This window comes from Geminicoccus flavidas (assembly GCF_009806515.1).
GTDB classification, from domain to species: Bacteria; Pseudomonadota; Alphaproteobacteria; order Geminicoccales; family Geminicoccaceae; genus Geminicoccus; species Geminicoccus flavidus.
Genome location: NZ_WUJP01000660.1, coordinates 1 through 13,027, shown reverse-complemented (window position 1 = coordinate 13,027; position 13,027 = coordinate 1). Strand labels below are relative to the sequence as shown.

General features: G+C 68.2%; 15 protein-coding genes. 14 read left to right on the top strand and 1 reads right to left on the bottom strand.

Annotated features, from left to right (window positions below; all coding sequences use genetic code 11):
* Window positions 1–307: TetR/AcrR family transcriptional regulator (locus EQG76_RS18760; RefSeq protein WP_159715897.1), on the bottom strand; the 307-nt coding region annotated here is incomplete at its 3' end.
* An 83-nt stretch (window positions 308–390) separates the two neighbouring features.
* On the opposite strand from EQG76_RS18760, the gene EQG76_RS18755 reads away from it, so the two are divergent.
* The 14 genes from EQG76_RS18755 (at window position 391) to EQG76_RS18695 (ending at window position 13,013) form a co-directional block, all read left to right on the top strand.
* Entirely contained in the window at window positions 391–1,131 is a 741-nt protein-coding gene (locus EQG76_RS18755) for an SDR family NAD(P)-dependent oxidoreductase (RefSeq protein ID WP_159715896.1), read from the top strand.
* A gap of 45 nt (window positions 1,132–1,176) precedes the next feature.
* The gene (locus EQG76_RS18750; RefSeq protein ID WP_159715895.1) at window positions 1,177–1,578 is read left to right on the top strand and encodes a RidA family protein; all 402 of its coding nucleotides are present in this window, start codon (window positions 1,177–1,179) and stop codon (window positions 1,576–1,578) included.
* Window positions 1,579–2,007: 429 nt separating this feature from the next.
* Window positions 2,008–2,130, top strand: coding sequence for a hypothetical protein (locus EQG76_RS32840; RefSeq protein WP_255476566.1), 123 nt, complete (start codon window positions 2,008–2,010; stop codon window positions 2,128–2,130).
* A 38-nt stretch (window positions 2,131–2,168) separates the two neighbouring features.
* Window positions 2,169–2,804, top strand: coding sequence for a hypothetical protein (locus tag EQG76_RS31760; RefSeq protein ID WP_200840924.1), 636 nt, complete (start codon window positions 2,169–2,171; stop codon window positions 2,802–2,804).
* 136 nt (window positions 2,805–2,940) lie between these two features.
* A complete protein-coding gene (locus EQG76_RS18740) occupies window positions 2,941–3,405 on the top strand; it encodes a PaaI family thioesterase (protein WP_235031447.1) in 465 nt (154 codons plus the stop codon).
* Between the two features lie 115 nt (window positions 3,406–3,520).
* On the top strand, window positions 3,521–3,988 hold the full coding sequence (gene rplM / locus EQG76_RS18735) for a 50S ribosomal protein L13 (protein WP_159715894.1): 468 nt from the start codon (window positions 3,521–3,523) through the stop codon (window positions 3,986–3,988).
* 8 nt (window positions 3,989–3,996) lie between these two features.
* Window positions 3,997–4,482: a 30S ribosomal protein S9 gene (gene rpsI / locus EQG76_RS18730; protein ID WP_159715893.1), complete on the top strand. Its 486-nt coding sequence runs from the start codon at window positions 3,997–3,999 to the stop codon at window positions 4,480–4,482.
* Between the two features lie 228 nt (window positions 4,483–4,710).
* A complete protein-coding gene (locus tag EQG76_RS18725) occupies window positions 4,711–5,535 on the top strand; it encodes a metallophosphoesterase family protein (RefSeq protein ID WP_159715892.1) in 825 nt (274 codons plus the stop codon).
* A 37-nt stretch (window positions 5,536–5,572) separates the two neighbouring features.
* Window positions 5,573–6,778: an ABC transporter ATP-binding protein gene (locus EQG76_RS18720; RefSeq protein WP_159715891.1), complete on the top strand. Its 1,206-nt coding sequence runs from the start codon at window positions 5,573–5,575 to the stop codon at window positions 6,776–6,778.
* The gene (locus tag EQG76_RS18715; RefSeq protein ID WP_159715890.1) at window positions 6,775–7,677 is read left to right on the top strand and encodes a carbohydrate ABC transporter permease; all 903 of its coding nucleotides are present in this window, start codon (window positions 6,775–6,777) and stop codon (window positions 7,675–7,677) included. Before EQG76_RS18720 ends, EQG76_RS18715 begins: the two co-directional genes overlap by 4 nt.
* Before the next feature lie 71 nt (window positions 7,678–7,748).
* Window positions 7,749–8,564, top strand: a complete 816-nt coding sequence (locus tag EQG76_RS18710; RefSeq protein WP_159715898.1) for a carbohydrate ABC transporter permease — start codon at window positions 7,749–7,751, stop codon at window positions 8,562–8,564.
* Between the two features lie 53 nt (window positions 8,565–8,617).
* Complete coding sequence (locus tag EQG76_RS18705; protein WP_159715889.1) at window positions 8,618–9,913, top strand: ABC transporter substrate-binding protein; 1,296 nt, start codon at window positions 8,618–8,620, stop codon at window positions 9,911–9,913.
* Window positions 9,914–10,101: 188 nt separating this feature from the next.
* Window positions 10,102–11,508, top strand: a complete 1,407-nt coding sequence (locus EQG76_RS18700; protein WP_159715888.1) for an FAD-binding oxidoreductase — start codon at window positions 10,102–10,104, stop codon at window positions 11,506–11,508.
* A gap of 80 nt (window positions 11,509–11,588) precedes the next feature.
* Window positions 11,589–13,013 (top strand): pyridoxal phosphate-dependent decarboxylase family protein, encoded by a 1,425-nt coding sequence (locus EQG76_RS18695; protein WP_159715887.1) that lies wholly within the window; start codon window positions 11,589–11,591, stop codon window positions 13,011–13,013.
* Window positions 13,014–13,027 lie beyond the last annotated feature (14 nt).

Genomic DNA, 13,027 nt, shown 5'->3' with positions numbered 1-13,027 from the left:
CGACCGCCTGGCGCGCTGTCGCCGCCGAGCCGTACCTGCCCCAGACGAGATCGCCGTAATGGTCGGCGTAATAGCGCAGCGCCTCGAGATAGAGCGCCTCTTTCGAGCCGAAGGCGGCGTACAGGCTGGGTGAGCCGATCCCCATCGCCTCGGTCAGGTCGGAGATCGAGGTCGCCTCATAGCCCTTGAGCCAGAACAGGCGGGTGGCCTTCGCCAGGGCCGCCTCCCGGTCGAAGGCGCGAGGCCGCCCGCGTGGGCGGGCCGGTGCCGTTTCGTCGGCTGACACGGTCTGTCCCGATTTCTGCATCGGTCACTACATATATATCCCTTGATCCGCTTCCTCAATGCTCCTAGTTATTTCTGTATCAATCGATACAGAAGGGTTGAGCCATGAGTGAACTGTCTGGCAAGCGCGCCCTCGTTACGGGCGGCTCGCGCGGCATCGGTGCCAGCATCGCGCTGGCGCTGGCTGACAAGGGGGCGGATGTGGCCATCACGTTCGAGCGCTCGGCCGATCGCGCCGCTGCGGTCGTCCGGGAGATCGAGGGCAAGGGGCAAAAGGGGCTTGCCATTCAGGCTGACATTGCCGATCCCGCGGCCGTTAAGCGCTCGGTCGAGGAGGCGGTCGAAGGGCTGGGCGGCCTCGACATCCTGGTCAACAACGCCGGCATCGCCCATTATGGTCCGTTCACGGACATCAGCCTCGCCGAGATCGACGCCCTTCTGCACGTCAACGTGCGCGGACCCGTGCTGGCCGCGCAGGCCGCCATCCCGCACCTGCAGCAAGGGGGGCGCATTATCTCCATCGGCTCGGGCCTGGGCGAGCGCGTCCCGTTCCCGAACGTGACGGTGTACTCGCTGACCAAGTCGGCACTCCTCTCCCTGACGCGGGGCCTCGCCCGCGAGTTGGGGCCCCGAGACATCACCGTGAACCTGGTTCAGCCGGGTTCCACCGATACCGACATGAACCCGGCCAATAGCGAGCAGGCCGAAGGCCAGCGCGCTCTGACCGCGCTTGGTCGCTACGGCACGCCGGAGGACGTGGCGGCCGCCGTGGCCTTTCTCGCCAGCCCCGCGGCACGGCAGATCACCGGGACCGTGGTCACGGTGGATGGCGGCGCCATCGCCTGAACCGCCACTGGCAATCCCGATCGCCCACCAGAACGGAGCAGCCGAATGGCAAAGCCGGAATTCTTCATCACCCCCGGCTACGGGGAGCGCCTGCTGGAACTCCTGCACTACGCGCAGGCCGTGAAGATCGGTAACCGCGTGGAGATATCGGGCCAGGGCGGCTGGAATGACGATCTGCAGATCCCGGAGTCGCTCGAGGACGAGATCGCCCAGGCGTTCCGCAACGTGGAACGGACTCTCGCGACTGCCGGTGCCGGCTGGGAGCACGTCGTGCACGTCAATTCCTACCATGTCGGCGGCTTCCCCCCGGAGGTCAACGCAACGATGGCCAGGCTGTACCGCCACTACATGCCGAACCACGCCCCCATCTGGACGCAGCTCGGGGTGGCGGCCCTGGGACTGCCGACGATGCGCATCGAGATCCGCGTGACCGCGATCCTTCCCTGAACAGCACGGCGCTTGCCATCAGCCCGGGGGCTGATGGCTGGTGCAGGTGGGCGCAATCCACTCCATTATCGAAGGTCCGGTGAACCTCGCCTGCATCGTACTACCGTACACGGCATGGATCCGCAGGACATCGATGCAAGGGGAGCCCGCGGCGGAGTCTGCACGGGGGCTGCCGCGACCAGGTTCCTGGCTGTCGTCCTCCCCATCGGCGAGGCGGTCCGGCTTCCCGGCGTCTTCAAGTTTTCCTGCCTGAACTGGAGAGGCATGCTCGGTGTCACTGGCTCCCGTTCATCTCATTGGTGATTCCGGCGTGGCTGGACGGCACGGGCCCCTGCAGGCCGCACATTCCAGCCTGCGGCTGCTGATCGGCGGCCGGGATCTCGCGAGCGCCGAGCAGGCCGCGGCCCGGATCGGCAACCCAGGAGCGTAATGCTCGACCTGGCCACCGACGATCTCGGGCTCGGCGGGCGCGAGGTCGGCGCAGCCGCCCTCTTCTTCAAGGACGACCGGATCGCCGCGCTCCGCTTCGCTCAGGCACGGGGTATGCCCTAGATCAGCATCTCGTCGGGCCTGCACGAGATCGGCCCGAGATGGCGGCCTACATGCACCGGCCAGAGCCATCACCGGTCGTCCTCGGCGCAGAATGGCTGATCGGTGCCACGACGGTCCCGACGCTCGAGTTCGCCCACGCGTTTCGCCGGGTCCATGACATCGCGATCGGCGCGCTGCTCGATGATGAGGATGTCGGTGCCGGCCCAGGTCGACAACCTGAAGCGCCTGACCAAGACCATGCTCGCGGCACTCGCCCGTCGCGACGGCAGCTATTTCTGGCGCGTCGGCGACGATGCCAAGTCCAGGTTCCGCGCGGTCGACGGGACCGAGATGATGGCGTCCGCCCTGTCACCTACGACGTGGTCGGTCTGGCGACGGCGGCCGGCGCGCCGAACGTCCGCGGCGATCTTGCGACCGGCGTGAGTTCAACCCGCCGGCGCGGCGAGCCGATCGCGACCGAGATCGTCATTGAGCTGGCAAGCGAGGATCATGCCGGCCGCTCGCTGCGCACCCGTCATTCGGTCGTCCATCCTGAAGGACAGATGCCGCCGACGGGCTGGGCGTCGCGATGGCGCTCGAATGGCTGCTCGGGCTGGATGGCGATCCGCCGCCGTCCGCTGGGCTCTACTTCCCATATCAGTTGCTCGTGCTCGATACCTATCTCCCCCGGCTGAGGCAGTCCGGCGGGATGATCCTGGCGCTGGAGCAGGCGCGACGCGTGCAGCTTGCGGCGCGGCCGTGCGGGCTGGCCCCGGCAGCGCGGATGCGGCAAGGAGGGCGCAGAGCTGGCCGAATGGAACTCTTGCCCCAGTGTCGAACGTGTCTTCCTCACCCCTAGAGCCTCTGGATGCCGCAGGCTTCGAAGCGCTGGCGCTCGGCAGCGTGCCGCTCGCCGCAGCGCTCGGCCTGAAGGTCGACCGGTTCGATCACGACTGCGCGGTGGTGCGCCTGCCCTGGTCGGTCACGGCGCTGCGCCCGGGCGGCTCTGTGTCGGGTCCGGCCATGATGACGCTGGCCGACATCGCGCTGTGGGGTGCGATCCTGGCCAGGATCGGCCACGAACCGTTGTGCGTTACCACCGATCTAACCTTCCACTTCCTGGCCAAGCCCCGCCATGCCGACGTGCTGGCGGAGGCCCGCCTGCTCCGGCTGGGCCGCACCCTGGCCATCGCCGAGGTCAGGCTGCTGTCCGAAGGCAGCGACCACCCGGTGGCGCACGCGGTCGGCACCTACGCGATCCCTCCAGGCCGCGCCCCTGACCGAGCGCCGGCTTGACAGGGAGCAGGGGTCGCCGCTAAACGACCGCGCACCGCTGGAGGCATCGGCTCCCGGCGATGAACGTCTTGTGGCTGCCGTCAGGTAGCGTTGATGGCAGAAGTGAGTTGATCTGATGGGCACCTATTCCGCCAAGCCGGCCGACATCCAGCGCGACTGGCTGTTGATCGACGCCGAAGGCCTCGTCTTGGGCCGGCTCGCGAGCTACGTGGCCAACCGGCTGCGCGGCAAGCACAAGGCGATGTTCACGCCGCACATGGACACCGGTGATCACGTGGTGATCATCAACGCCGAGAAGGTGGTCCTCACCGGCAACAAGCGGACCCAAAAGGTCTACTATCGCCACACCGGTCACCCGGGCGGCATCCGCGAGGCCCATGCCGACAAGATCCTGGACGGCCGCTTCCCCGAGCGGGTGATCCAGAAGGCGGTGGAGCGGATGATCACCCGCAACCCGCTCGGCCGCGACGTGATGCGCAAGCTCCACGTCTACAAGGGTGCGGAGCATCCGCATCAGGCGCAGCAGCCGACCAAGGTCGACTTCGCCGCGCTGAACACCAAGAACGCCCGCACCGCAGCCTGAGCAGATCCATGGCCGAGACCGCCCGTTCCTTCTCCGAACTCGCCCGCCTGCGCCCCGCCACTCCCGTGGAGCCGGTGGCCGCACCCGCACAGCCCAAGATCGACGCCCAGGGCCGCGCCTATGCCACTGGCCGCCGCAAGGAGTCGGTGGCCCGGGTGTGGGTGAAGCCGGGCACCGGCAAGTTCACGATCAACGGCAAGGAAATGCCGGCCTATTTCGCCCGGCCGACCCTGCAGATGATCGTCAACCAGCCGTTCGAGCAGATCCAGGCGCTCGGCCGCTACGACATCGTCGCGACCGTGGCCGGCGGCGGCCTGTCGGGTCAGGCCGGTGCGGTGCGCCACGGCATCAGCCATGCGCTGGTGGCCTATGACCCCGCGACCCGCCCGGCGCTGAAGGTCCGCGGCTTCCTGACCCGTGACTCGCGTATGGTCGAGCGCAAGAAGTACGGCAAGGCCAAGGCCCGCCGCAGCTTCCAGTTCAGCAAGCGCTGAGCCGGCAAGTCAGCTTCGAGCATACTGGGAAGGGCCGGGCGGCGACGTCCGGCCCTTTTCGCGTCATCTTGCAACCTGCTTGCTTTCGTCGGGTTGCAGCCTGCCGGATCCCCTGCGAGACTGGCGGCAACTAGAATGACGCCCCGCAGGATGTGACATGCCCAAGAGTTGGACGTGGCAGGCGCTTTGCCGCCGCGCAGCGATCTTCTTCGCGGGACGTGGCTGCTGATGACGAAGGTCCTGCAGATTTCCGACACCCATGTCGGCTTCGCCAAGCGGCATTTCCTGGGCAACTGGGGCAAGGTCCAGGCCTGGGCGGACAGGCAGGACGCCGACCTGCTGATCCATACCGGCGACGTCACCCTGGATGGTGCGGGCGATGCTCGCGACATTCCCTACTGCGCCGAGCTCTTGCAGGGGCTGGACATCCCTTGGCAGTCCGTGCCGGGCAACCATGACGTTGGCGACCCGGATTCCCTGGCCCAGCCGGTCGACGACGCGCGGCTGGCCGCCTGGGGGGAGGGGTTCGGCACCGGCAACTGGGTGATGGACCTGGAGGAGTGGCGGCTGCTCGGCCTGAACTCCATGCTGATCGGCAGCGGCCGGGCCGAGGAGGCGGCGCAGCTCGACTGGCTGAAGGACAGCATGGCGCGTGCCGGCGGGCGGCGGATCGGCTGGTTCCTGCACCGGCCCTTGTTCATTCACGAGCCCGAGGACCCGGACATGGGCTACTGGGCGGCCAAGCCCGAGCCGCGCCAGGCCTATATGGAGCTGATCGGCCACCACGATGTCGGCCTGGTCGCGTCCGGCCACCTGCACAAGTCGCACGATTTTGAACTGGATGGCGTCCGCTATGTCTGGGCGCCGTCCACCGCCTTCGCGCTGCGCCCCGACCAGCAGCCGGGCATGCCGGGCGAGAGCCGGCTAGGTGCGGTGGTGTACGAGTTCGCGGGCAGGGAACTGTTCGTCAGCCGTGTCGACGTGCCCGAACTGCGGACGTTCTGGATCGACGACGTCCTGCACGAAATCTATCCCGGCAGCTCGGTCTCCTGACCGTCCTGCGACCCGTCTGACCGGATCGGCTTTCTCCATGGCGCAGCTCGACCTTCGTGGCATCAGCAAGTCCTTTGGTGACACGGCCGTCCTGCGGGACATCGACCTCTCGATCGGCGATGGCGAGTTCCTGACCCTGGTCGGGCCGTCGGGGTGCGGCAAGTCGACCCTGATCCGGATCATCGCCGGCCTGGAGCCGCAGACCGCCGGCAGCATCGAGGTGGACGGTGTCGGGATCGACCATCTGCGCCCGCACGAGCGGCGCGTGGCCATGGTGTTCCAGAGCTATGCGCTCTACCCGCACATGACAGTGTTCCAGAACCTGGCCCTGCCGCTCACCATGGCCCGCCTGACCATGGCCGAGCGGCTGCCACTCGTCCGCCTGCTCTCGCCCAGGCGCCGCCGGGTCATGGCGGGGATCGGCCAGGAGGTCGGAGCGGTCGCGGAGCAGCTGCAGATCGACCGGCTGCTCGACCGCCGCCCGGCCCAGCTCTCGGGCGGCCAGCGCCAGCGCGTGGCGCTGGGCCGCGCGATGGTCCGCCATCCCGCCGTGTTCCTGATGGACGAGCCGCTCTCCAACCTGGATGCCAAGCTGCGCGTGCACATGCGCAGCGAGCTGGCCGACCTCCACGCCCGGCTGCGCGCCACCTTCGTCTATGTGACCCATGACCAGGTCGAGGCAATGACCATGTCGGACCGGGTGGCGATGATGCACGGCGGCCGAATCATCCAGCTGGGCACGCCCGCCCAGCTCTATGACCACCCGGCCAACCTGACGGTCGCCCAGTTCATCGGCAGCCCGACCATCAACCTCATCAAGGGTCGGATCGGCACGGATGGCGCGGTCGAGATCCCGGGCGGCCGGATCGACCTGGCCACCGGCCTGCCAGCTGGCGCGGAGGTCACGGTCGGGCTCCGGCCAGAGGCGGTAGTGCCGGCCCCGCTGGCCCCGGCCTTCCAGGATCCCGTCCGCCTGCCGGCCCGGCTGCACCGCCGCGAGAATCTCGGGCCCGAGCAGATCCTCCATTTCGACCTCGTCGGTGCGGAGAAGGCCGGCCTGACCTGCCGGGTGATGGGCAACGAGTCGGTCGTGGCGGATGAGCCGGTCGACCTGCTGTTCGAGGCGGGTGCCTGCCACGTCTTCAATGCGGCCGGTGAGCGGGTCGCCCTGCCCGCAACGCCGGCATCCGGCCGACCACCGGTCCGCTCGGTGGCCCCGCTGATCGGGGGTACCGGCGCATGAGTGTCGCGGCGATGCCGTTTCGGCGCCAGTTCCTCTGGCAGAAGCTGACCGGGGCCGGCTTTGCTCTGCCGGCCTTCCTCCTGCTGCTGGCGCTCCACGTCGTCCCGCTCCTGGTCCTGGCCGCACTCAGCTTCACCGACTACGAGCTGGGCGTGGTGACGTTCGAGTGGGTGGGACTCGACAACTACGCCCAGGCCTTCTCCGACGAGGTGTTCCGCCGCTCGCTGGTCAACACGCTCTATTATGTCGCGATCGTGCTGCCGGGCTCGGTGATCTTGGCACTGCTGGTGGCGGTCCTGGTCCACCAGCGCAAGCGCACCCGCTCCTTCTACGAGATCGTCTATTTCCTGCCGGTGACCTCGACCCTGATCGCCATGGCGACGGTCTGGCAGTTCCTGCTCCACCCGAGCCTCGGCGTGATCAACGCCGCCCTGCGCAAGCTGGGCTTCAGCGAGGTGCCGTTCCTGAGCGACCCGGACCTGGCCCTGCCGACGCTCGCCGTGATCGGCATCTGGCAGCTCGTCGGCTTCAACATGATCCTGTTCCTGGCAGGATTGTCCTCGATCCCGCGCGACCTTTACGAGGCATCCGCGATCGACGGGGTAGGCAACGGTATCGACCGGTTCCTCACCATCACCTGGCCGCTGCTGGGCCCGACCACCCTGTTCGTGATCGTCACCACCTCGATCACCGCCTTCAAGTTGTTCGACACGGTGGCGGTGATGACCAAGGGCGGTCCGCAGGGTTCCACCGAGGTGATCCTCTATGCGATCTATCTGGAAGGCTTCTATTATTTCCGCACCGCCTACGCCTCGGTGCTGACCCTGGTCTTCCTGACCTTCGTGGTGATCTTCTCGGTGATCCAGACCTTCGTCCTCGACCGGCGGACCCACTACTGATGCAGGCGACCCTGCCCACCCGCACCGCATCGGAAGGCGAGGTCTCGCCGGCCGCCGCGATGATCCGCCGGATGACCGGCCTGTTCTTCGTCCACGCCTTCCTCCTGGCCGGCGCGGTCTTCATCCTCCTGCCGTTCGTCTGGATGCTGGTCACCTCGATCAAGCCGCCCGAGGAGGTGTTCAGCGCCGAACTGTCCTTCTGGCCCGACCGCTTCTATGGGCTCGAGAACTACGGCTTCGCGCTGACGGCTGCTCCGGTGCTGCGCTTCGCATTGAACGGCGTGATCGTCTGCACCGGGATCCTGGTGGTCCAGCTCCTGATCGCGATCCCTTGTGCCTATGCGCTGGCCAAGCTCCAGTTCCCGGGCCGCCACCTCCTGTTCATCCTGGTGCTCCTGGCACTGTGCATCCCGATCCAGGTCCCGGCCCTGCCGATCTACGTGGCGCTCGCCTGGCTGGGCCTGCTCAACACCTATTTCTCGATGATGGTCCCGTTCTTTTTGTCGGTGTTCGGGATCTTCCTGTTCCGCCAGTTCTTCCGCAGCTTTCCGGACGACATCATCCATGCCGCGCGGCTGGACGGGATGAGCGAGTTCGAGATCGTCTGGCGGATTGTGACACCGAGCGCGTGGCCGGCGATCGCCGCCTTCTCGGTGTTCTCGATCGTGGCCCACTGGAACGACCTGTACTGGCCGCTGATTGTGATCAGCGACATCAACCTCGCACCGCCGCCGCTCGGCATGATGTATTTCGCGGATGCCGAGACCGGCTCGAACTACGGCGCGCTCACCGCCGCCGCGACGGTCCTGACCGCACCTTTGGTGGTGACCTTCCTGTTCGCCCGGCGCAGGTTCATCGAGGGGATCACGATGACCGGTGTCAAATAATGGTCGCGGCCGGGCTCTAACCAGCGATCTGCATTGCTCAGGGGGAAGATGGAATGAAGCGACGCACTCTGCTGGCCGGCACCGCGCTGGGGGCCACCGCGCTGGGCGCCATGCGGCTGGGCACGCCGGCCCTTGCGGCCGAGGAGGTGACGCTGGACGTGTTCTACACCCAGCCTTCCTTCTCGCAGTTCCACGAGCCGATTGCTGCCGAGTTCATGAAGCAGCGCCCGGACATCAAGATCGTCTACCGGGCGCCGGCGGCGAACTATGACGAGGGCCACCAGGTGATGCTGCGCGCCGCCGTCACCAACCAGCTCCCCGACGTCTATTATGCCGGCTACCACCTGCTGGCCGAGCTGATCCACACCCTGGAGCGCCGCAACCAGGTCCTCGATCTCGGCCCGCTCCTGGAGGCGGAGCCTGCCGAGTGGCGCGAGGCCAACTATGCCCCGGCGATCCTGAGCCTGGGTCAGGTGGATGGCGTGCAGCGCGGCCTGGGCGTGGCCGCCTCGAGCTGCGTCATGTACGTCAACGAGGATCTGGTGCGGGCGGCCGGCGGCGATCCGGACAACATGCCGACAACGCTGGACGAGATCATCACGCTCGCCGCGAAGATCAAGGAGGCGACATCCGGCGTGGCCGGCCTCACCTACAATGTGCACGACTGGCCGGACGACTGGCTCTGGCAGACCCTAATCTTCCAGGAGGGCGGCGAGCTCTACGGCCCGGCCACTGGCAAGGTCGCCTACAACAACGAGCTCGGCCTGCACGTCCTGGAAGATGCGCGGCGCTTCGTCACCGAAGGCGGGATGAAGCTGATCAACTTCGACGAATCCCGCCAGCAGTTCGTCGCCGGCCAGACCGGCATCCAGTTCGACACGCCGGCCCGTGTCCGCCAGGTCACCGAACTGATCGGCGACAAGTTCAAGATGCGGACCGTGGCCTTCCCGGTGAGCAACAAGGAGAAGGGCAAACTCCCGACCGGCGGAAATGCCGCGATCATCGCGGCGAGCGACGAGGCCAAGCAGAAGGCGGCCTGGGAGTTCATCAAGTTCGTGACCGGCCCGCAGGCCCAGAAGATCGTGGTCGAGACCACGGGCTACATGCCAACCAACAAGCTGGCGACCGGCCCGGACTACCTGGGGCCGTTCTACGACGCCAACCCGAACTTCGCCACCGTCACCAGCCAGATCGACCGCTCGCGCCCCTGGCAGGGCTATCCGGGCGGCAATTCGGTGCGCATCTGGCGGACCCAGCGCGACATCATCGCCAACGTGATGCGCGGGGACGTGACGCCCGAGGACGGTCTCGCCCAGATCGTCGAGCAGACCGAGGCGCTGATGAAGTGAGCTGGGCCTCCGGGCAGGCTGGCTAAACCGGGGCCGGACGGCAGCGTCCGGCCCCGGTTCGTTGTTGGCCGCTGCCGGATAGTCCAGCGCCACGCAAGTGATCTGATCACTGTTCCTGCCCCTCGGGATCGCGTAGTCGTTCCTGTGGAGATTTCCGCCGGCAGCGGTGAACTCCCGGGAGGATGTACATGGACACGGCCGGGCTCAGGCGGCGCGACGGCAGCGCGCTTGCCAGCGAATCGATCGAGGCGTTCCGCAACGGCTTCCACGGCCAGGTGATCCTGCCAGGCGATGCCGGCTACGACGCAGCGCGGCGGATCTGGAACGCCCAGATCGACAAGCGCCCGGGCCTGATCGCCCGCTGCGCCGGCGTGGCCGACATCGTCGCCGCGGTGAACTTCGCCCGCACCGAGGGCCTGCTCCTGTCGGTCCGCAGCGGCGGCCACAACGTCGCCGGCCGGGGTTTATGCGACAACGGCATGGTCATCGACCTGTCCGGCATGCGCGGCGTGTTTGTGGATCCCGAGCGGCGTACCGCGCGGGTCCAGGCAGGTGCCACCCTCGGCGACCTCGACCGGGAGACCCACCTGCATGGCCTGGCCGTTCCGGCCGGTGTGGTGTCCCGCACCGGCATCGCCGGGCTGACGCTGGGCGGCGGGGTCGGCTGGCTGGTGCGCCGCTACGGGCTCACCTGCGACAACCTCCTGGCCTGCGAGGTCGTCACGGCCGCGGGCGAAGTGGTCACCGCCAGTGCCGAGCAGAACCCCGACCTGTTCTGGGGGCTGCGCGGCGGCGGCGGCAATTTCGGCATCGCCGCCTCCTTCCTGTTCCAGGCCCATCTGGTCAGGACCGTGCTGGGCGGCCTCCTGATCTATCCACGCGACCAGGCGGCGGCCCTGCTGCGCCACTATCGCGAGGTGATGGCCGGGGCACCGGACGAGCTCACCGCCTATGCCGGCTTCCTGACCACCCCGGACGGGGTTCCGGCGGTCGGGCTGATCGTCTGCCATTGCGGCGATCCGGTCGAAGGCCAGCGCGCCGTCGACGCGCTGCGCGCCTTCGGCCCGCCCATGGTCGACGCAGTCCAGCTCATGCCGTTCCCGGCGATGCAGCGTCTTCTCGACGACGCCTTCCCGGACGGCACGCATAATTACTGGAAGTCGACCTTCCTCCAGGCCCTGACCGACGAGGCGATCGACGTGGTGGTCGAGCATGCCAACCGCATGACCTCGCCGATGTCGGCGCTCGTGGTCGAGCTCTACAGCGGGGCCGCCAGCCGGGTCGCCCCGGACGACACCGCCTTCGCCTTCCGCCACGCCCAGTTCAATGTCGGGCTGATGGCGCAGTGGCAGGATGCCGCCGAAAGCGCCCGGCACATCGCCTGGACGCGCCAGGCCTGGGATGCCCTGCAGCCCTTCTCGAGCGGCGGCTACATGGGCAACTTCGCCAGCGAGGAGGCGCCCGAAGCGGTGCAGCATGCGTTCGGCAGCAATCATGCGCGGCTGGCGCGGCTGAAGGCGAAGTACGATCCGGACAATCTGTTCAGCCTGAACCAGAATATCCTGCCGGCGGCAGAGAGCGTGGCGCCGCTCTGACGCAGGCCGGTACGGACGGGCTTGCCTCCGATGGTCGCCGGGGCGATGGACCCCGCAGCGCATCCGGAGAGCATCGTCTCATGACGCCCGAGGAGTTCCGCCGCCACGGCTACGCCCTGATCGACTGGCTGGCCGACCACCAGGCCAGCCTGCCCGGGCGCCCGGTCCAGGCCCCGAGCCGGCCAGGCGAACTGCGCGCCGCTTTGCCCGCGGCGCCGCCCGAGACGCCGGAGCCGTTCGAGCAGGTGATCGCCGACCTGGACCGGCTGATCGTCCCGCATCTGTCGTTCTTCCAGCATCCGCGCTTCTTCGGCTACTTCCCGGCCAATGCCCTGCCGGCCGGGGTGCTGGGCGATCTGATCAGCACCGCGCTCGGCGTGATCGGCCTGTCCTGGCAGTCCTCCCCGGCGCTCACCGAGCTGGAGGAGGTGGTGACCGACTGGATGCGGCAGATGACCGGGCTCTCTTCGGCCTGGCAGGGGGTCATCGGCGACACCGCGTCCACCGGCACGCTGGTGGCCCTGATCTCCGCCCGCGAGCGCGCCACCAGCTATGCCCTGGCCCATGGCGGCCTGCAGGCGGAAGCGGCCCCGCTGACCGTCTACGTGTCGGCCGGCAGCCATTCCTCGGTGGAGAAGGGCGCGCTGCTCGCCGGCATCGGCCGCGACCAGGTCCGGATGGTGCCCACCGATGCCGCCCATGCCATGCGCGCCGACGCGCTGGCCGGGATGGTGGCCGCCGACCTGGCGGCCGGGCTGCGCCCGATGGCGGTGGTCGCCACCACCGGCACCACCGCCACCACGGCCCTCGACCCGATCGCCGCCATCGCCGAGGTCACAAGCCGGCACGGGATCTGGCTGCATGTCGATGCCGCCATGGCCGGCAGCGCCATGATCCTGCCCGAATGCCGCTGGATGTGGCAGGGCATCGAGGCCGCCGACAGCCTGGTCTTCAACCCGCACAAATGGCTGGGCGTCCCGTTCGACTGCTCGCTCTATTATGTGCGCGACCCGCAGCATCTGGTCCGGGTCATGTCCACCAACCCCAGCTACCTGCAGTCGTCGGTGGATGAGGAGGTGCGCAACCTCCGCGACTGGGGCATCCCGCTCGGCCGGCGCTTCCGCGCGCTGAAGCTGTGGTTCGTGCTCCGTGAGCAGGGGGTGGTGGGGCTGCAGGCCCGTCTGCGCCGCGACCTGGCGAACGCCCAGGCCCTGGCCAAGCTGGTCGCAGAGACGCCGGACTGGCGGGTGCTGGCACCCGTGCCGCTGCAGACGGTCTGCGTGCGCCACGAGCCGCCAGGGCTGATCGGCGAAGCGCTGGACCGCCACACCCGCGCCTGGGCCGAGGCGGTCAACCGCTCAGGCGCTGCCTACCTGACCCCCGCCATGGTGGACGGGCGCTGGCTGGTCCGGGTCTCGATCGGCGCACCCAGCACGGAGTTGGCCGATGTGACGGCCACGTTTGCCGCGATGCGCCGCGAGGCGGAAAAGGCCCTTTCGGGCTGAGCGGAGGCTCAGCC